We start from the raw sequence: 18,297 nt of genomic DNA, 5'->3' as shown, positions 1-18,297 counted from the left end.
CCGGTTTGGTCCTGCTGCCCGATTAAACTGTTTTTCAGGATTAGTGGGAGTTGCCCTATGTCTTTTGCCGACCGTGATGGCGTTATCTGGTTTGACGGTGAGTTGGTTCCCTGGCGCGATGCGCGCGTGCACGTCCTAACCCATACCCTGCACTACGGCATGGGTGTTTTTGAGGGGGTGCGCGCTTATGAGACCGATCGCGGAGCCAGTATCTTTCGCCTGCAGGATCATACCCGTCGTTTATTTCGCTCCGCGAAGATCATGAATATCCCTATGCCCTATGAAGCGGATGAGCTGAATGAGGCTCAGCGTCTTGTAGTCAGGGAAAATAATCTCCAGCACGCCTATTTGCGCCCAATGGTATTTTACGGCTCTGAGGGGATGGGGTTGCGTGCAGAGGGCCTTAGTACCCACGTAATCGTCGCCTCCTGGGAGTGGCCCAGCTATATGAGCCCAGAGGCATTGGAGCGTGGCATCAAGGTCAATACGTCCTCTTATACTCGTCACCACGTCAACATTAGCATGTGCAAGGCGAAGGCCAACGGTAATTATATCAACTCAATGCTGGCCCTGCAGGAGGCGATTCGCAACGGTTGCGAAGAGGCGTTATTGCTCGATCCAGAGGGCTATGTGGCCGAGGGCAGTGGGGAAAACTTTTTCATCGTCAGGGATGGGATTATTTATACCCCGGAGCTGACCTCCTGCTTGGATGGCATTACCCGCGATACGGTGATTGAGTTGGCTAGGGAGTGCGGTTACCGGTTGGTGGAGAAGCGTATCACTCGCGATGAGGTTTATATCGCCGATGAGGCCTTTTTTACGGGTACCGCCGCAGAGGTGCTGCCTATCAGTATGCTCGATGGCCGCTCCATCGGCAGTGGTCGCCGCGGCCCAATCACCGGTCGCTTGCAGGGACTTTATTTTGATGTAGTGCATGGTCGCAGTACCGCGCACCGAGGTTGGCTGAGTGATGTGGATGACACCGGCCTTCATGACACAAGCCATGTTGCTGTAGCCTAACTCACCAGATTTGGGCTAAGTTCAGATCCTCCCAATTTCAGGTGGAGGGCACTTTAGAGTGCCTTCCCTGACCAGTCTCCAGGGGAAAGTAGTACCCTGCCTGTTGTTCTCGTAGAATGCTCAAGTAAATTATCCCTCTGTACTCAATAGGTGTTAGCCCATTGCAGACTTGGTGTGAATCGAAAGCGTTGCATAGCGAATTCAATCTTTACCCCTGTTTAATGGGGTGCTGGTAAATAAGTCATTAAGGGCTGTGGGAGTTATTGGTGTTACCAATTAAAAACCTTGCGAAGGATTGGAAAGGCATTTTTGCTCAGTTTTGGCAGCGCAATGAGCTGATCGATGTATCTACAAACTTGCAAATGCTAGGAGGCGCTCTGCTGCTTTTATATGCAGCACTATTTCCTTTGGGGAGCGATTTTGCAGATACCGCTAAAACTCTATTTATTGTTCTTACTTTTTGGGTACTTTTTACCCGTGGAAGAAACTGGCTCAACTCACCAGTCGGATGGTTCTTCGCTGCTGCTTTATTAGTTCAGATGTTGTCCTGGGCTGGTATGTTAATGGCATACCCAGAATGGGCCGAGTCTTCCCCGAAATTCCACCGCCTGGGGCAGTGGTTTGTATTCGCTGCCATAGCCTGCTGGTTGGGCGGCAGTACTCGCAATACTTTAATTCTCTGGTTGACGGCACTACTTGCTCTGCTTTTGGCACCCTGGGTAGCGGGAGGGGGATTTGCTGAGTGGATAGATGGAGCTAGGGGGCAGCGAGTCGAATTTGGTTTCCATAATGCCCAGCATACCGCCATTCTTTTTGGTGTTGCACTGTTGGGCCTAGCCGTTTTCTCTCGTCGCTTATTTAGGTATACAGGACTGTTATCCATATCGAGCTTAGCCTGGGCTGTTGCTGTTGGTATATGTGCTCTGGCCGTGCTTTATTCACAGACTCGTGCGATTTGGTTTGCTTTGGCCGTATCTCTCTTCACTCTCTTAATCGTTTGTGTGTTTATAGTTCTTCGCAAGCAGGGTAAGGGAGTTTGGTTGCGTTTAATAGCTTGGGGGACGGTCATCGGTGTGGCCATGGTCGCCCTTTGGGTGAAAGTTGGGGATGTGGTGAGCAAGCGCCTCGGGCTTGAGAGGAACACCGTTGATGCTTTGCTTTCAGGTAATCTTGATTCGATTCCCTATTCTAGTATCGGTGTCAGGATCCATAGCTGGCATGCTGCGATGAATTGGATAGCTGAGCGCCCATTGCTTGGCTGGGGCGGTAAAGGTCGACGTCTCGTTATTCAAAATCTGCAAGGTATGCCATCGGAGTTCAAAAATACTATTGGGCATCTACACAATAGTTATCTTGATTTACTGGTGAACTATGGAGTTCTGGGCGCGTTGGTATGGGGAGTTTTCAATTGCTGGGTATTCATATTGGCTTATAAAAGCTGGCGCAGGGGTGTTTTACCTGGCGACTTCTTCTTATTTTATATCGGTTTTATGATTCTCTGGCTGATTGCGAATTGCTTTGAATCCTATCTTTTTTACTCCAGTGGCCATTTTATTTTTGGCATAGTGGTTGCTGGTATTGCTACCCATATTTTTCGCTGCAGGAGTGAATTTAGGCCTGAACCTGGCCGGAATCTCTAAGTGAGAACCTGAGGGGCTAAGCCCCTCAATGTCTTGTAGGGCACTTATACTTTCGGGCGTCCCACACAATAATAGTCCATGCCGCTCTCAGCCATGTGTTGGGGTTCATAGAGGTTACGGCCATCAAAAATAACCGGATTAGTTAACGCCTTGGTAACGGCCTTAGCATCAATGGCCTTAAATTGCTGCCACTCGGTAGCGATAATCAGGGCATCTGCCCCAGATAACGCAACTTCCTTAGTGCCACAGAGTTGCATGTCTTCGCGCACACCGTATATCCGTTGGCACTCCTCCATTGCCTGAGGATCAAAGGCTTGAACCTTTGCACCGAGCTGCCAGAGTTGTTCCATCAAGGTACGGCTGGGCGCTTCGCGCATGTCATCGGTATTGGGTTTAAAGGCAAGCCCCCACAAAGCAAAGGTTTTTCCTTTCAGGTCCTCGCCAAAATGCTCTGTGATTTTTTGTAGCAGGTAGCTTTTCTGGGTTTGGTTACGCTCCTCCACAGCATTCAAAATACCCGGGGATACCCCCATTTGAGTTGCTGTAGAAATCAATGCTTTCACATCTTTCGGAAAGCATGAACCGCCGTAACCGATACCGGCGTAGATAAACTGGTAGCCAATGCGGGGGTCAGAGCCAATACCCTGGCGTACCTGCTCGATGTCTGCGCCCACATGATCGGAGATTTGTGCCATCTCATTCATAAAACTGATTTTGGTCGCCAGCATGCAGTTAGCGGCGTATTTGGCCAGCTCCGCACTGCGAACATCCATGGTGATGATTTTTTCATGGTTTCGGTTAAATGGCGCATAGAGCTGACGCAGTGCATTCTCTGCGGAGGTGCTGCGAGTACCAATAATGATGCGATCTGGTCGCATGCAATCGCTCACTGCAGAGCCTTCTTTAAGGAATTCTGGGTTTGAAACGACTTCGAAAGGGATATCTTCGGCATTACGTGTAGCCAGTCGATCAGCAATGGCCCTACTAACTAAATCTGCAGTACCCACGGGAACTGTAGATTTATTGACGATCACCTTGGTTTCGCTCATATAAGTGGCGATAGATTCGGCCACTGCCAGCACATGGCGAAGGTCGGCTGAGCCGTCTTCGTCAGGAGGGGTTCCGACGGCGATAAAGATGACTTCCCCGTGCTCTACGCCCTGTGACGCATCAGTGCTGAAATTCAGCGTTCTATTTTTTAAGTTGCGCTCAATCAGTGGGGATAGGCCAGGTTCATAGATGGGGATGATCCCTTTTTTCAGATCTTCGACTTTCTTCTCATCGATATCAATGCACAAAATATTGTGGCCAACTTCAGCCAAAACTGCGGCCTGAACCAAGCCGACGTAACCGCTGCCAAATACCGTTACATTCATGAGTATCCCATTACCTGTCACTGGAGGGGCTGTGCCGCCCAAAAATATGCGCGCTAGTGTACCAGATATTGCCTCTAGGCCTTGGGGCGCAATTGGCATATTCGGTGTTCTCATATTCGCCGACAAGTGGGCAATAAGCTATGCTTGCGGCCTTTTACTGGCAGGGGTTCATTGGCTTTGCAGCTGAAGGTATGGCGTTTTCTCGATGGTAACCGGGCGCATGAGAAACAGAGTGCGGCGCTGGTTTGTGGCCTGGGTAAAAGTTTTGCTGGGCAGGTACAGAGTTTTGATATCCCTGCAGAGTTGAGCGCTTCGCGCATTTTCCTGGGACGGGCACAACAACTCGATCAGCTGCCTAAACCGGATTTCCTAATTGGAACCGGCCGCAAGAGCCGTATACCGATGTTGGCCGCGCGCCGCCGTTACGGTGGTCGCGCAGTGTCGATAAATCGGCCGCAGCTACCTTTTGGCTGGTTTGATTTTGCGATTGTGCCGGAGCACGATCGGCCACCACCTCTGGAGAACATTATCCTAAGCCAGGGTGCCCTAACGGAGCCTCTACCCGATATTGGTCCTCAGGCTGGGAAGGGGTTAATTTTGCTCGGTGGACCGAGTAAACACTATTCCTGGGATCTTCAGGCTATCCGGGCACAGATAGAGCCATTGATAAGACAACCTCTTGATTGGCAGATTTCCAATAGCCGCCGAACGCCAGGTGGTACATTGGAAGCCTTGTCCGAGGGCAAGGCTCGCTTTATCGATTGGCGCTCATGTCCTCCCGGTTGGATTCAGGAGCAGATGGCCACGACTGAGCAGATTTGGGTGAGCGAAGATAGTGTTTCCATGCTGTTTGAGTCCTTACAGAGCCGCGCGAGGGTGGGGGTAATTCGGGTTCCCGGCAGGGATAAGTCCAATAAGGTCCGAGCTGCGGTGCAGAGGTTGATCGATCAGGGGGTCGTCAGTGAACACCTGGAAGAAGTGTTAGCGCAGCCGCCTCGTCAGCCTCTGGATCAGTATCTTTTATGTGCCAGGGCACTATTGCGCCGTTGTGGACTATTGGCCAATTAGCCTTTCAGGCCGCGCGCCTCGAATTTTCGCCAGGGTATCTTCTTGTCGGAGACTTCCCATTCCACGCGCAACCACATACGTTGGATACGGCGGTGGATATAACGCCTGGCAAAGAAACTGGAAAATTTCGGTAGTGGCAGGAACGAGGCGCAGCCCAAGCCATCAATAAGGTAAATCTGCAAACGCCCGTTTTCTCGGCGTAAGACTAGGTTGTGCGCGATCAGGTTTTTGGTCAGTACACCGTATTCCAAGAGCCAGCTGGCAAACTCTTGTAGTGCAATACGCACCTCTTCATCCAGGCCGTGTTTGTTTAAATATTGGCGTAGGGTAGGTGCCGGAGTTCCGCTCTCATCAAAGATCATATCGGTCACTGCGGCGGGGCCGAGACTGGTCTGCTGGATTCCATACCAGCGGGGTAGGTGCTGCCACAGTCCGGCGCTATCCCGTTGAAGGGCACTTTGGCTATAGCCCTCCTGCTCACGCAAGTTATCGTCAAAGCTATCCAAGCCGCGTCCACGCTTATACCAGGGGGCCCTATCCAATAGTATTTGAGTGCGCCCTGGGCGCATCACTTTGACGCACAAGTGAGGCTCCTGCGGATGCTGATAGCAAAAGCGATTGCCTCCACTGGCGAAGGGTTCACGATTGTTCAAATCTATCATGGCGCCATATTTCTCTTATTGTTGTTAAGCATAGTGCGATAGATTTCCATGGTGTGGGCGGCTTGTCGCTCTAAGGTAAAGGCTTCTGTGAGTTGGGGTCTTTCTTGAGGAGTGTCTAGTATCTCCAGGGTCTTCTTGAGGAGCATTTGCCTGTCCCCTTTATTGACCAGACCCTGTGGGAAGCAGGCCTGCAGGGATTCCGCCGGGCCGCCGATATCATAACCAATAATCGGTGTGCCTATTGCGGCGGCCTCGATAACGGTGCGGCCAAATGGCTCCGGGCGTTGTGAGAGATTGAAAACCAAATCGGACTGCTTGTACCAGTAGCGAATATCAGAGCGATGCCCAACAAAGCTGACACGATCCTCTATCCCCAGATTTCGTACTTTTTCTTTTAGTTCTTCTTCGTAATGGGCTTTATTCGCTTCGCTGCCACCGAGGATTACTCCATAAATATGGGGGTCTAAGGGGGCGAGTTTAGCAATTAGCTCAATAAAATCTTCCTGACCTTTCCAGCGGGTCAAGCGTCCCGGCAATAACAACCAGCGTTTCCCTTGGAGCTGTGGAAACTCCTTACAAGTTCGCTCCATCCAGTCAGCTGGGAGACAAATTTGGGGGTGAAACTCTTTGGTATCGACCCCGCGATAGACAATCTGAGGGGGCCTCTGTAGGTCATTAGGGTAGTTCTCCAGCAGGTAATCGTTTACGCACTGTGAGATAGCGATAACCTGCTCGGTTTTTGCCATGATCGCACTGTAGCGGTTGGTCGAGTAGAGCCCGTGCGCTGTGCTCAGCAGCCGGGGACGTTTGTCCACGGGCATTTTTTTCCAGGCCAGGTAAGTAAGCCAGGCGGGCACCCGGGAGCGAACGTGCAAGATATCTGCATTTAATTTCTGCAGCAGATTACGCAAAGGGCCCACTTGTAGCAGGCTGGTGAGGGACTTTTTATGGATTGGCAGGGTGATATGCTGTGAGCCTTCATGCTGTAGCTGCTCCACCATACGGCCGCCACTGGAAATGACAATGGATTCATGGCCGGCATGGACCAGTGCACGGGCAAAATCCAGGGTTCCCCGCTCAACTCCGCCCGAGTTTAAGGCGGGCAGTAGTTGCACAACTTTCAAGTGACCAGCTCCGAGTGACCAAGAAGAAAATGTTCTGCCAATGATATGATGGCCAGGTTTTGGCTTCCTGGCAGGGATCTCATTATATGCAGTGAAGCCTGAACCAGTACAGCTGGTGGTACGCCTTACCAGTATTTGTTTTCTTCCCGTGAAGCACTTTTGTCGATGCGAGTTCTGTATAACGTTATTTTTCGAGCGGCGATGCCACTTATTTTGCTGCGTCTGTGGTGGCGTGGCCGCAGCCAGCCCGAGTATCGGCTGCGCCTGGCTGAGCGCCTGGGAAAAGTGCCGAAGCGCCTTAGTTCTGCGCCTTTACTCTGGGTGCACTCAGTGTCTGTGGGGGAAACGCTGGCGGCGATACCGGTGATTACTCAGCTGGCGGCTCGCTACCCTCAGTGGCAGTGGTTGGTGACGACGAGCACCCCCACAGGTTCTGAGCGGGTGACTGAGGCGCTGCGCCCTATTCTTGGCGGCCGTTTACTGCATTACTACCTGCCTTACGACCTGCCAGAGTGTCTGACGCCATTCCTGCAGGCTTTACGTCCGAATATGCTTGTCATTGTGGAAACTGAATTGTGGCCGAATCTCCTGCACTCTTGCAGAAAGCGCAATATACCGACGCTGCTGGCCAACGCTCGGCTCAGCGAGAAATCTGCGCGCGGCTATGGAAAGTTTCCAAGATTTACCCAATCAATGCTGGCAAATCTGGATAAGGTCGTCGCTCAGTATGATGTGGATGCTCAACGCTTTGTAGAATTGGGCTTGCCGGCGCCGCGGGTGCTGGCCAGTGGCAATATCAAGTTTGATCTGGATATCGGTTTAGGGTTGGTCAGTGAGGCCCAGGCCCTGGCCCACCAGTGGCGTGGATCTGAGGGGCGCAAGGTGTGGCTGGCTGCCAGTACCCATGCCGGTGAGGATGAAATTATTCTGGATGCCTATCGGGCATTGCTAAAGACCAGTGAAAATTTGCTGTTGGTGTTGGTTCCCCGACACCCACAGCGCTTTGAAAGTGTTGCACGGCTCTGTCAGGAAAGGGGCTTCCAGGTGGTTAGGCGCAGTGAAGGGCGGGCGCCATCTGTCTGTGATCAAATACTCCTGGGGGATACGATGGGAGAGCTGCTGCGCTTCTTTGGCGCGAGTGATATGGCCTTTGTGGGTGGCAGCCTGGTTCCTGTGGGCGGACACAACATGATTGAGCCAGCAGCCTGGGGGGTCCCGGTGGTATGCGGGCCTTTCCTGCATAACTTTTCCACCGTTGCCCAATTGCTAAAGGACGCTGGCGGCATGATGATTGCCGAAGATGCAGCGAGCATAGCTGAACAGCTGGGTCTTTGGTTGAAAAACGATCGCCAACGTATGGCTGCAGGGCAGAATGCCAGAGTGGTGGCACAGGAAAATAGTGGCGCTTTACGACGTCTGCTGGATGAAATTGAGAGTCTGATGCCTGATTTGAAAGATCAGTGAGTGGATCAGAGTCCACTCACTGATAGAGGTACTACTGATAAATATGCGCTTACTTAGAAGGCGCTGGTGTACCGGGAGGACTGGACTCGCCTACGCGGAACACATTGTGTGCTGGATTCAGCATACTATCCAATTCTTGCAGATCCTTTGGCGACAATAGCCCCGCCACCAACTTGAGGTTCAGGCTGTTGATGATGTAGTCGTAGAGGGCGTTGGCATAATCCGTCTGAGACTGGAACAGGGTCCGTTGGGCCAATAACACATCGACGATATTACGTGTGCCCACCTCATAGCCGGCCTGGGTGGCATCCAGTGCACTCTTGGCGGAGACCACCGCCTGTTGCCGAGCCGCCACCCGGGAAACATCGGTCACTACCGCACGGTGTAAGGTACGGGTGGACTGGATGGTGTTGCGCTCGGTCAGGTTGCGCAGATCCTGGGCCTGGAAGGACAGGTTGCGCGCCTCGCGGCGATTGGCGCTAATCAGGCCACCGGTGTAAATGGGAATATCTAAGGTAATCGCGGCGGTAGTATCGCGAAAATCCTGATCTCGTGGAAATACCGTAGATCGATTCCGCTCCCTAAAAGGTTCATCAAATAAAAATCTAGTTCTTTGATCACCTTCCGAGGTGAACTTATTGTACGAGACAGAACCTGTAAGCGTAGGCAGATGCTGGCTGGCGGCAGAGCGAGCATTGTAGCGGGCTGCCTCGGCGTTTAGTCTTGCGGCTTTTAGGGTAAAGTTATTTGCCAGGGCGAAATCGACCCAGTCGGCTCGATCTGACGGTACTGGCGGCGCTACCTGAAAGCTCTCTATCAAAGGGGCTACCTCATCGTGATAGCCACCGGTCAGTACCGAGAGGGCGTCAAAGGAAGAGAGTAAGTTATCCTGTTCCGTTAAGCGGCGGGCAACCGAGCTATCGAAAGCCGCTTGGGAATCATAGACGTCAGTGATTGCCGTCAGCCCCACCTCGAAACGCTGCTGGGTTTGTTCCAGCTGCTTTGCTAGAGCTTTTTCTTCAGAGACGGCCGCTTCCAGTACATCATAGGCGCGCAATACATCGAAGTAGGCAGTGGCTACGCGGATCATCATATCCTGCTGGTTGGCGCTGTACTCTGCCGTAGCCTGTTCGGTTAGTTTCTTACCTTGCTGATAGCCAAACCAGGCGGGGGCATCAAATATCGCCTGGCTAAGGCTCGCATTATATGTTCTGTCGTCAAAAGTACCTGTATCCCGTTGGAGGAAATCGACCAATTCAAGATTATTGTCGTCGTTTTCATCAACAGGTTCTGAATTTCCAAATTGCCTGAACTCGTGATTTCTTGCCGCCTGTATCTGAGCATTCACCTGCGGCAACAAGGGCGCACGCAGCTGATTTTTTGCCTCAATTCCAGCATGGTAGGCGGCGCGGTCTGCAGCCAGCTGGGGATCGTTATCCAGCGCCTGCATATAAATATCCCACAGGGTGTCGGCCTGGGCCTGCATGGCGCCGAAGCCCAGCAGGGTGGCGGCGATTAGTTTCTTCAGTGGACGCAACTGGCGGCCTTTCGGCGCTTTGCGGTTACTTCTTTTCATCTGTTTCAACTTCCTGTGGCGGGTGCGGTCTTCAAGCTTCTGTCAGTTCTCTGGAGCGGCACTCGAGTTTTGATTCTCGGTGGGTTCCCTTGGCTCGCATGGTCCGATGTTGCTGCCAGTCTCCCCAATTAGCAGTCGCGAGAGTGTACCCGCGGCCAGTCTAAGCGTCGAGGCGACGCTTTCGGCTTTTTGGTATATCTTCGTTAAACCGACGCGAATGTGCGTTTACCGGTATCTGCCTGGCAGTATCAGGGCAGCATTGAATAGGGCAATGCCCCTACATTGCAATAGACGCGCCATGGAAGTATTTGGATGCGGCAAAAATTGTGCAGAATAAGGCAAGGACCTCTGGCACATGGATCAGCTGCGCATCAAAAAGCCAATACCCTGGCAGCGTGCCTGCCACGAGTGCGACCTGTTATTGACCGGCAGTGTGGCACCGCCCGGTCAAAAGCTGGTTTGTCCCCGGTGTCGCTGCACGTTGCACCGCAATAGCAATCACAGTGTCTATTACACTATTGCCCTGAGTCTCACCGGGCTGTTGTTATTTATTCCCTCTGCCAGCCTGCCATTACTCAAATTCTCAATTTTCTCTTTTGGTGCCGATAATACCCTATTGAACGGGGTTCACTCTCTCTACAAAGCAGGATTTATCTGGCTGGCGTCTCTGGTTTTATTTTGCAGCGTGCTGGCGCCCCTGGGCAAATTTCTGTTGTTGTTATTTATTTGTTGTGGCAGTGCCTGGAGACTTTTGGATCGTGCGGTTGCCTTTGCCGTGCGCTGGTATCAACACATCAAAGAGTGGGGCATGCTGGATGTCTATATGCTGGGTATTCTGGTGGCATTAATTAAATTGAGAGACCTGGGCAAAATGGATGTGGAGCCTGGGCTCTACTGCTTTGGTGCCATGATGTTAGTGGCAAACCTCTCCTCTCTTAGTTTCGACCAAAATGCCATTTGGCAGCGAATTGCGCTGCGGCGTGCCCTGCGTGAGGCGGCCATATGAGTGCCCAGCAGAAAGCCCTCAAAAATGGAATGAGCAGCTGTTTGAGCTGTCACCAGCTGATTATTTTACCGGCTCGGGGAGGGCGCTGCCGCTGCCCTCGCTGTGGTGCGAGTGTTTATGGACGCATTGATGGCAGTTTGATGCTTACTTGGGCACTGACAATCACCGGTGCCTTGTTGTTACTGCCAGCAAATATCCTGCCGATTATGAGTGTTGTTTACCTTGGCGCCGGTGAACCCAGCACAATTATCAGCGGTGTTATGCAACTGTATAACAGCGGTATGTGGGGCATCGCTCTCATTGTCTTTGTGGCCAGTATCGCCGTGCCGGTAATGAAACTATTGGGATTGGTACTGCTCTTGGTACAGATCCAATTACGATTGCATTTTGTGCCCTCTCAAGCGATGAAAATATATCGAGTGGTTTCCGGAATCGGGCGTTGGTCGCTGCTGGACCTGTTTATGATTTCTATTCTGGCGGCGCTGGTGGACATGGGATTTATCGCCCGAGTGGAAGCAGGGCCGGGTAGTACCGCTTTTGCCTCGGTGGTGGTGGTCACCATGATGGCGGCGCGTTCTTTCGATCCGCGCCTAATATGGGATGCCCATGATGGCGACCTGTATGCAACCGCGGTAGAGCCGGAAACGGCTCACAGGAGTGCGGCGGAGAATGGCTGACAATACGCCAGTGGATAATGACACCATAGAACCCAGCGCCTATGAAGGCCCTCAGCGGGGACAAGTGCGCAGGAGTCGCGGCCTGCCGCTTGTGTGGATATTGCCACTGGTAGCGGGTTTGATTGCCGCCTGGTTACTTTACCAGGATATGGCTGAGGGGGATGTGCACGCGAGCATCCTATTTCACTCCGGCGATGGTCTGGTGAAAGGCAAAACGGTGGTGAAATATTCCGGTGTGGATATCGGCATAGTGCAGGATGTGCGCCTGGTACCCAATGCCAAAGAATTAAATGGTGCCGACGGTGTTTTGGCTGAAGTCAGTCTTAACCGCAGTGCCGAGTACCTGTTGGTTGAAGGCACCGAGTTTTGGGTGGTGAAGCCGGAGCTCTCCATTACTGGTATCAGCGGATTGGAGACTTTGCTATCGGGTAATTACATTGCGGTGGAGTCCGGCAGTGGCAAGCGTAAGCGGGAGTTTGTCGCTCTGGATCGTCCACCGGCATTTATACGCGGCGACGGTTTACGCGTGGTACTGAAATCCCGCCGGCTCGGCTCCCTCAGCCGGGGCTCACCGGTGTACTACCGTCAGTTACGTGTGGGGCAGGTGGCCGATTACAGTCTCGACGAAAATGGTAGAGAAGTCAGTATCGAATTATTTATCCGGCGCGAGTACGGCTATTTGGTGCATCGTGGCAGTCGCTTTTGGAACAGCTCCGGGATTTCGATTGAAGGAGGGATCAGCGGTATTAGTATCAACCTGGAATCTCTCGCCGCTCTTTTTGCCGGTGGTGTCAGTTTTTACACGCCGGAATCCCAGCGCCAGTCGCCATTGGCGGTCAATGGCACAGAATTTAAGTTATATAAAAACTTCGCTGCCGCAGATGCGGGTATTGCCGTCACTTTAAATTTTGACCGAGGTGTCGATGTGACACCCGGTAGTACCAAAGTGTATTACCAGGGCATCAAAGTGGGTGAAGTCAGTCGGGCTAAAGCCAACAAGAGTATGAATGGAATGGAAGTACGTGTCCTGATGGACCCGGCGACCGATGACCTGCTCAGTGAAAATACTCGCTTCTGGTTGGCGCCGCCCACTTTTGATTTTAGCGGCGGCTTGAATGAATTAATTCAGGGTAACCGTATCGAGGTAGATCTGCGTCGGGGGAAGCGTTCTCAGCGCACTTTTTCCGCGCGCGCTTCGGCACCACAAATGGACCCTAGGGTCCCTGGACTGCATTTACGCCTCACCTCCCGCAACCCGGGCTCACTGCAGCGCGGAGCCCCCGTATATTTTCGCCGTATCGAAGTGGGCAAGGTACAGGGGATGGAATTGCGCAGAGATGGCGAAGGCGTAGAAGTGTATGTGGTGATTGAACCGCGCTATGCACACCTGGTTAGGCCAGGTGCCCGCTTTTGGAATATCAGTGGATTGCGCGCTAGTGCGAGCCTGAGCAGTGGCATCAAAATACAGGCGGATTCGTTGATGTCTTTGTTGCGTGGTGGTGTTGCTTTTGGCATCCGGGGTGGGGAATACGAAAAGGGTGGACCTGCGCAAAATGGCGATCAGTTTCCTCTGTATCGCAGTCGCGAAGCGGCGATGGAAGAAGGCATTGAAATAAGTATTAATTTACCCAGCGCTGAGGGGCTTAGGGAAGGGGCTCCGTTGCGTTACAGAGGTGTGCAAATTGGAGAAATAACCCGCTTGCGCCTCGGCAGGGATCTCGGTGAAGTTCAGGCACGAGCAAAGCTCTACCATCGCGGTGGCAATTTTGCCCGTGCCGGCACCCGTATCTGGGTGGTGTCCCCGCAGATTGGTATCAGTAAAGTCGCGCACCTGGACACGTTGATTACCGGTCGCTACCTCGCCCTGGAGCCCGGCGGCGGGCCGCCGGAGACAGAGTTCTACGCCGAGCTTCAGGCCCCGAAGGAGGATCTTGCCGAAACTATGAGCCGACCCGGCCTGACGGTAATACTCGATGCAGCCAGGCGCGGTTCTCTGGTGGCCGGTAGCCCCGTTTATTATCGGCAGGTGCAAGTGGGGGAGGTTACTGGCTTTGAGCTGGGAGAGTGGGCGGACCGGGTATATATCTTTGTGCACATCGAGCCAGAATATCGCCCGTTGGTGCGTGAGCATACGGTTTTTTGGAACGCCAGTGGTGTGGATGTGAATTTTGGGCTGAAAAGTGGTCTTAATGTTAATACCGAGTCTGCTCAGGCTCTAATTAAAGGGGGCATTGCTTTCGCCACGCCCGAGCCGCCATTTATGGGGTTCGAAGTGGAATCCGGTAGCCACTTTCCACTCTACCCACGGGCGGAACCCAAGTGGTATAAGTGGAGCCCCAAAATAGAGCTTTATAATTATTCGGAACCGGTCAAATAAATAACAAGGTAAGGAGCATTTATGCGTTATATAACCATGGGATTAATGACTCTGCTGTTCTTGGCCGGGTGCCAGGAAATGCAAGTGGAGCGGGTGAGTACGGGGGCCCAACCGGTGGCTTTTTCTACCTATAAATGGGGAGTGACGCCACTCAATGATGCGGATGCCTCAGCACAATTGGTAGAGCTAGACGAGGAGATGCGCAACTCAGTGGCGGCGCAATTACAGCAGCGCGGTTACCGAGAGGTGGCCCAGGACCAGAATGCAGACATGGTCGTGGATTATCAGGTGGCTGTGGTTGATGAATTTTTTTCTGGCGATACCCGAGATCCAAGCTGGGACAAGCAGTTTGATAGCAATGCACCCCAGGATGTCGTGGAGCTGCCGCCGCTCACCGATGCTCCGCTGGTGATTATGAGCGTGGGGATTGGTCGCCCCGACGGCGCGATAATTTGGGGGGGCAGGGCCAGTGAACTCCTAACTCGCCCAGACAGTATTGAGCAGCGTCAGCGTCTGATCTCACGGGGCGTGTATGAATTGTTGAGGGATTTGCCTCAGGCCTATCAGTGAGCCGAAGTATCATCGCTCTTTATAAACCCCTCTAGCTTATATCCCACCGCCGGCTGTTGGTCGGCGAAATTCCTCAAATATCAGAAAGTTAGCAGTTATTGTTTTTTTCTTTTCACGGCCCATACAGGCTGGGCCGTGAAAAATACTTAACGAGTTTATTAAAATTTAATGAGTTAGGGGCGCCCACGTCGCATCAGGGTTTCGTAGAGTTCAATATAGGAATCCACAATAAACTGCTTCGAATAGCCTTTTGCATACACCTCCGCAGCATTCTCGATCAGGCTCTGGCGCAATTCTGGATTATCCAGTACGGAGCGGATGGCCTTGGCCAGGGCATCGGCATCGTCGATAGGAGTGATTAGGCCGCTATGACCATCGCTGATGACTTCCCCCGGGCCTTGGGAATTGGTGGCTACGATTGGGCATCGGTGTGCCCAGGACTCCATCACAATTGAACCCAGCCCCTCGTGCCGTGATGGGCATACGAACAAATCTGCGGTGCGCATCAGGGTAGTGACGTCGTTGCGCCAACCGAGGAAGCGCACGCGCTGGTCCAGACCGAGTTTATGGCACAGGGCTTTCAGGTTGGCCTCTTCGGGACCTACGCCGGCGAGCCACAGGGTGGCATTGGGTATTTGCGCCAGAGAGTGCAGCAGGACTTCGAAGCCCTTGTTGATGTGCAGACGGCCTGCAGCGAGGATGAGGGGCTTGTCCTCCGGTGTATCGAAACTGTTGCGTGGCAGCGGTTCTACTGGAGTTTCATCGGCAAAATTGGGGATATGAAAAATCCGCTCCCTGGGAATGCCACCATCAATCATATGCTGGCAAATACCCTTGCTGATACCGATCCAATAATCCGCGTGCCGGTAGTACTTCAGGTTGTAGTAGTGGCCGAGTCGACTGACCAGCAGGTAGTTTTTAGAGTTGGGGGTGATAATGGTGGCACGCCCCATCCAGGTCATAACGATGTCTGGCTGCCAGTTATTCAGTCCCTCGCGGTAGATTCTGCGGCCTAGAAAATCCAGTTTGCCGCCAAACTTAAAACCCTCGGTTTCAACCCCATTTTTGCGCAGCGCTTGCACGCGGTGATCGTGGTTGCGGATAAAGGCTTTCTCATTAATCTCATTGCGCGGGTTCAAACCGCTTACCAAACGTACGAAAAAATTTTCTGCACCGCCGTGTTCGGCACCGGCGAGGACCTGTGCCACTCGAATTGGTTTGCTACTCATAAATCCAACGTATTCTGTGTAATTCTTTCGGTGACCCGTTATTTCAGTGTGCCATCCAGATTGACATCACGGGCCCAGGCGTAGTCGTGACTAAAGGGTTGCAGGCTGGTGGCCTCAACAATGTATTGGGCGTAAAGCTTCGAGTTCATTTGGGTGTGGAAAAATTCCCGGGCTTTAGCTGCCCAAGCACGGCGCTTGGCATCGTCGCTATGGAACTCGCGGATTTTTTCCAACAGGTCCTGCTCATCAGAAAAGTAAACCACGCTCTCTGGGGGCAATAGCTCGTCGAAGTGCAGCTTGTCACTGGTGAATTGCAAAATACCATTACCGGCAAGCTGGGCCATTCGCGCAGAAGAGTACCAGTAATGGGTGTCTTGGCGATTAAAATTCAGTCCCATTTTAGTTTGCGCGAGTGCGCGATCGTAGTCTCGTCCCCATACTGGCGCTTCACCAAAGCTGCCGTAGGTTTTGAAGTTCAGTGAATCTCCCAGGGTATCCTTGAGATTTTTCACCATTTGCAAGCGCTTGGTGAAATCATTGCTGTTGCTACAAAACAGCAGATCAATAGACAGATCAGTGCGTTCGGCATTATTGAGGTTTTCGATAGAGGGTTCGACCGGGTTGGGCATATGGTAAACCCGGGCGTTAATGCCCTCAAAAATACTCAGCTCGCGACGGCCGGTGGAGACGAAGATGGCATCGGCCACTTCGGCGCGGTGTTTGATACGCTCAACATTGCTGGGCACGAACAGTGGATCGTTATTGCAGTGTGCGATTAGGCAATTGGGCTGTTGTTGCTTGATCGCCTTTAGGGTGTCGTTACTGATCATGTCGCAGTGGCCGGCGATGATCAGGTCGGGCTCAAATGCTTCAACCGTTTCTAACAGGCGGCGATTGGCTTTGCTCACCCCTAGGTCGCGGATTCCGAAGGGCGCTTCGAAGGCGGCCACATCCCGGTCGCTGAACACCTGTGTGTAGTGATCGTTTTTGATCAGGCCAAAAGTCAGTTTTTGTGCCCAGCTAACCCGCGTCTTACCGTAACGGCGCAGTTGCTGGTAGGCGATATTGAGCACTCTCATGGTGGTGCGGTCTCTAAAAAAATCCAGGAAGATATTACGTATGGCCGCTTGCTAGAGGGGCTGGTACGGTGGGCGCAGAGTATAACAGCTGCATCCCGGTCATATAGTGTTCGAGTATGCAGACCCCAGTCGCGCAGAAGGTCAGCGAACTAATGTCAAAAATGAAGAGTCAAAAAAGGTTGTCCCCAGAGTTTTCCGCAGATTCTGTAGAAGTTGTTTCCAGGGAAACGGTTTATAAGGGATTTTTTTCCATGTTGCGGCTACGGCTGCGCCATCGCCTTTTTCGTGGTGGCTGGAGTGAAATCTTTACTCGGGAGCTGTTTGTACGCGGTCCGGCAGTAGGGGTATTGCTCTACGACCCTGAGCGAGACCTTGTTGCGCTTACCGAGCAGTTTCGTATTGGCGCCCTAGAGCGGCCGGCAGGCCCCTGGTGTCTGGAAGTGGTGGCCGGCATGGTGGAAGCCGGGGAAGACCTAAAAGATGTAGCTCGGCGTGAAGTATTGGAGGAAGCGGGGCTCAAAGTGCAGGAATTGCACTTTATCCACAGTTATATGCCCAGTGTTGGCGGGAGCTCCGAACGGCTACACCTGTACTGTGCGCTGGTGGACTTGAACTGTGCGGAAGGTTACTTTGGTTTGGAGCAGGAAAACGAAGATATCCGCTTGCGGGTGTTTTCCAGGGATTCGGTACTCGCCGCCATGGCGGGGGACTATGCTCCAGGAGAGAACCCTATCGATAATTCGGCCACCATTATTTGTATGCAGTGGCTGCAGTTAAACCGGGCAAAATTAACAAAACACAGGCCAACTGCCTGACCGTCACTTGCGTTACGCAATGTTACCTGCGTATAGAGCAAACTGAGATCTGAGTCACGGCGGCCAATGAATTGGAGTGTTGATAATGGCTCTACTGGGAGAAGCGAAGGCGCGGCAGCAAAGGAAGTTGAAAATGTCGCCAAATGGCAACGCTAGGGCGGTGTATCGAGTCGATCTACCGTCTTATCATGCCGATTGTGACGCCAACTACCTGCGCTTGAGCAAATTGTTGCCTGAGCTTTCACAAAGAGCGCTTTGGCGCTACCAGTTGCCCGGCGGCACTCTGGTGTTGAGAGTAGTGGAGCGCTCCAGATATACCACGGAGGTGTCTCTGGTGGCGGAGGTAAATCTTAACGAGTGCCAATGGCTGGAACCTCCCGACTTGACTGTACGCCTCTACCACGATGCGTGTATGGCGGAGGTGATTAAAGCCAATGGTCGCGGGCCGGTGGGTGGTAAAGGAGTGGATACCGCCTATCCCAATCCCCGTATGCAGCATGCAGATGAGAGACCCCAAGCCAATCGCTTCCTTGGTGAATGGTTGGAGTACTGTCTTGCAAATGGTCGTGCAGAATTTGAACTGGTGTTGGATGGCCAGAGATTTTAATTCTGCT

16 protein-coding genes are annotated in these 18,297 nt (G+C 52.6%); 10 read left to right on the top strand and 6 right to left on the bottom strand.

Features of this window, described 5'->3' with window-relative positions:
* Nucleotides 1-57 precede the first annotated feature (57 nt).
* The gene (locus tag ACJJIJ_RS16015; RefSeq protein WP_444889218.1) at nt 58-1,020 is read left to right on the top strand and encodes a branched-chain amino acid transaminase; all 963 of its coding nucleotides are present in this window, start codon (nt 58-60) and stop codon (nt 1,018-1,020) included.
* Between the two features lie 266 nt (nt 1,021-1,286).
* The gene (locus ACJJIJ_RS16010) at nt 1,287-2,660 is read left to right on the top strand and encodes an O-antigen ligase family protein (RefSeq protein WP_444889219.1); all 1,374 of its coding nucleotides are present in this window, start codon (nt 1,287-1,289) and stop codon (nt 2,658-2,660) included.
* A 44-nt stretch (nt 2,661-2,704) separates the two neighbouring features.
* On the opposite strand, the gene ACJJIJ_RS16005 is transcribed toward ACJJIJ_RS16010, so the two are convergent.
* Nucleotides 2,705-4,036, bottom strand: a complete 1,332-nt coding sequence (locus tag ACJJIJ_RS16005) for a UDP-glucose dehydrogenase family protein (protein WP_444937886.1) — start codon at nt 4,034-4,036, stop codon at nt 2,705-2,707.
* Between the two features lie 177 nt (nt 4,037-4,213).
* Between ACJJIJ_RS16005 and ACJJIJ_RS16000 the strand changes: the two genes are divergently transcribed.
* The gene (locus tag ACJJIJ_RS16000) at nt 4,214-5,104 is read left to right on the top strand and encodes an ELM1/GtrOC1 family putative glycosyltransferase (protein ID WP_444937885.1); all 891 of its coding nucleotides are present in this window, start codon (nt 4,214-4,216) and stop codon (nt 5,102-5,104) included.
* On the opposite strand, the gene ACJJIJ_RS15995 is transcribed toward ACJJIJ_RS16000, so the two are convergent.
* Nucleotides 5,101-5,766: a YrbL family protein gene (locus tag ACJJIJ_RS15995; protein WP_444937884.1), complete on the bottom strand. Its 666-nt coding sequence runs from the start codon at nt 5,764-5,766 to the stop codon at nt 5,101-5,103. The genes ACJJIJ_RS16000 and ACJJIJ_RS15995 overlap by 4 nt on opposite strands.
* Nucleotides 5,763-6,881 carry a glycosyltransferase family 4 protein gene (locus ACJJIJ_RS15990; protein ID WP_444939588.1) on the bottom strand — a complete coding sequence of 373 codons (1,119 nt, stop codon included), beginning with the start codon at nt 6,879-6,881 and terminating at the stop codon, nt 5,763-5,765. The genes ACJJIJ_RS15995 and ACJJIJ_RS15990 overlap by 4 nt, the downstream gene beginning before the upstream one ends.
* Nucleotides 6,882-7,055: 174 nt before the next feature.
* Between ACJJIJ_RS15990 and waaA the strand changes: the two genes are divergently transcribed.
* On the top strand, nt 7,056-8,354 hold the full coding sequence (gene waaA, locus ACJJIJ_RS15985; RefSeq protein ID WP_444939587.1) for a lipid IV(A) 3-deoxy-D-manno-octulosonic acid transferase: 1,299 nt from the start codon (nt 7,056-7,058) through the stop codon (nt 8,352-8,354).
* Between the two features lie 49 nt (nt 8,355-8,403).
* On the opposite strand, the gene ACJJIJ_RS15980 is transcribed toward waaA, so the two are convergent.
* Entirely contained in the window at nt 8,404-9,930 is a 1,527-nt protein-coding gene (locus tag ACJJIJ_RS15980) for a TolC family outer membrane protein (protein ID WP_444887375.1), read from the bottom strand.
* 355 nt (nt 9,931-10,285) lie between these two features.
* Between ACJJIJ_RS15980 and ACJJIJ_RS15975 the strand changes: the two genes are divergently transcribed.
* Genes ACJJIJ_RS15975 through ACJJIJ_RS15960 form a run of 4 tightly spaced genes read left to right on the top strand, consistent with a single transcriptional unit; the run spans nt 10,286 to nt 14,560 of the window.
* Nucleotides 10,286-10,936 carry a paraquat-inducible protein A gene (locus tag ACJJIJ_RS15975; protein ID WP_444937883.1) on the top strand — a complete coding sequence of 217 codons (651 nt, stop codon included), beginning with the start codon at nt 10,286-10,288 and terminating at the stop codon, nt 10,934-10,936.
* The gene (locus ACJJIJ_RS15970) at nt 10,933-11,613 is read left to right on the top strand and encodes a paraquat-inducible protein A (RefSeq protein ID WP_444937882.1); all 681 of its coding nucleotides are present in this window, start codon (nt 10,933-10,935) and stop codon (nt 11,611-11,613) included. The genes ACJJIJ_RS15975 and ACJJIJ_RS15970 overlap by 4 nt, the downstream gene beginning before the upstream one ends.
* Nucleotides 11,606-13,990 (top strand): PqiB family protein, encoded by a 2,385-nt coding sequence (locus tag ACJJIJ_RS15965; RefSeq protein WP_252083549.1) that lies wholly within the window; start codon nt 11,606-11,608, stop codon nt 13,988-13,990. The genes ACJJIJ_RS15970 and ACJJIJ_RS15965 overlap by 8 nt, the downstream gene beginning before the upstream one ends.
* 21 nt (nt 13,991-14,011) lie before the next feature.
* Nucleotides 14,012-14,560 carry a DUF4136 domain-containing protein gene (locus tag ACJJIJ_RS15960; RefSeq protein WP_252083548.1) on the top strand — a complete coding sequence of 183 codons (549 nt, stop codon included), beginning with the start codon at nt 14,012-14,014 and terminating at the stop codon, nt 14,558-14,560.
* A 173-nt stretch (nt 14,561-14,733) separates the two neighbouring features.
* Here ACJJIJ_RS15960 and ACJJIJ_RS15955 read toward each other — a convergent pair whose 3' ends face one another.
* Both ACJJIJ_RS15955 and ACJJIJ_RS15950 read right to left on the bottom strand, forming a co-directional pair.
* Nucleotides 14,734-15,789 carry a glycosyltransferase gene (locus tag ACJJIJ_RS15955; protein ID WP_444937881.1) on the bottom strand — a complete coding sequence of 352 codons (1,056 nt, stop codon included), beginning with the start codon at nt 15,787-15,789 and terminating at the stop codon, nt 14,734-14,736.
* Nucleotides 15,790-15,827: 38 nt separating this feature from the next.
* Nucleotides 15,828-16,868, bottom strand: a complete 1,041-nt coding sequence (locus ACJJIJ_RS15950; protein WP_444937880.1) for a glycosyltransferase family protein — start codon at nt 16,866-16,868, stop codon at nt 15,828-15,830.
* A 116-nt stretch (nt 16,869-16,984) separates the two neighbouring features.
* Here ACJJIJ_RS15950 and ACJJIJ_RS15945 point away from each other — a divergent pair, with 116 nt between their 5' ends.
* Nucleotides 16,985-17,683 carry an NUDIX domain-containing protein gene (locus ACJJIJ_RS15945; protein ID WP_444937879.1) on the top strand — a complete coding sequence of 233 codons (699 nt, stop codon included), beginning with the start codon at nt 16,985-16,987 and terminating at the stop codon, nt 17,681-17,683.
* An 85-nt stretch (nt 17,684-17,768) separates the two neighbouring features.
* Nucleotides 17,769-18,290, top strand: coding sequence for a DUF1249 domain-containing protein (locus tag ACJJIJ_RS15940; RefSeq protein ID WP_252083545.1), 522 nt, complete (start codon nt 17,769-17,771; stop codon nt 18,288-18,290).
* The last annotated feature ends 7 nt before the right edge of the window (nt 18,291-18,297 follow it).

It is taken from the genome of Microbulbifer mixtoriginis (SeqCode) (assembly GCF_052467945.1).
The sequence above is the reverse complement of the archived record's forward strand: the minus strand, read 5'-3'. Positions and strand labels throughout refer to the sequence as shown.

Coding starts and splice junctions, on each gene's coding strand:
- ACJJIJ_RS15975 (WP_444937883.1), top strand. CDS start 10,286: ATGGATCAGCTGCGCATCAAAAAGCCAATACCCTGGCAGCGTGCCTGC.
- ACJJIJ_RS15950 (WP_444937880.1), bottom strand. CDS start 16,868: ATGAGAGTGCTCAATATCGCCTACCAGCAACTGCGCCGTTACGGTAAG.
- ACJJIJ_RS16005 (WP_444937886.1), bottom strand. CDS start 4,036: ATGAATGTAACGGTATTTGGCAGCGGTTACGTCGGCTTGGTTCAGGCC.
- ACJJIJ_RS15955 (WP_444937881.1), bottom strand. CDS start 15,789: ATGAGTAGCAAACCAATTCGAGTGGCACAGGTCCTCGCCGGTGCCGAA.
- ACJJIJ_RS15995 (WP_444937884.1), bottom strand. CDS start 5,766: ATGATAGATTTGAACAATCGTGAACCCTTCGCCAGTGGAGGCAATCGC.
- ACJJIJ_RS16015 (WP_444889218.1), top strand. CDS start 58: ATGTCTTTTGCCGACCGTGATGGCGTTATCTGGTTTGACGGTGAGTTG.
- ACJJIJ_RS15945 (WP_444937879.1), top strand. CDS start 16,985: ATGCAGACCCCAGTCGCGCAGAAGGTCAGCGAACTAATGTCAAAAATG.
- ACJJIJ_RS15970 (WP_444937882.1), top strand. CDS start 10,933: ATGAGTGCCCAGCAGAAAGCCCTCAAAAATGGAATGAGCAGCTGTTTG.
- ACJJIJ_RS15965 (WP_252083549.1), top strand. CDS start 11,606: ATGGCTGACAATACGCCAGTGGATAATGACACCATAGAACCCAGCGCC.
- ACJJIJ_RS15980 (WP_444887375.1), bottom strand. CDS start 9,930: ATGAAAAGAAGTAACCGCAAAGCGCCGAAAGGCCGCCAGTTGCGTCCA.
- ACJJIJ_RS15940 (WP_252083545.1), top strand. CDS start 17,769: ATGGCTCTACTGGGAGAAGCGAAGGCGCGGCAGCAAAGGAAGTTGAAA.
- ACJJIJ_RS15960 (WP_252083548.1), top strand. CDS start 14,012: ATGCGTTATATAACCATGGGATTAATGACTCTGCTGTTCTTGGCCGGG.
- waaA (WP_444939587.1), top strand. CDS start 7,056: ATGCGAGTTCTGTATAACGTTATTTTTCGAGCGGCGATGCCACTTATT.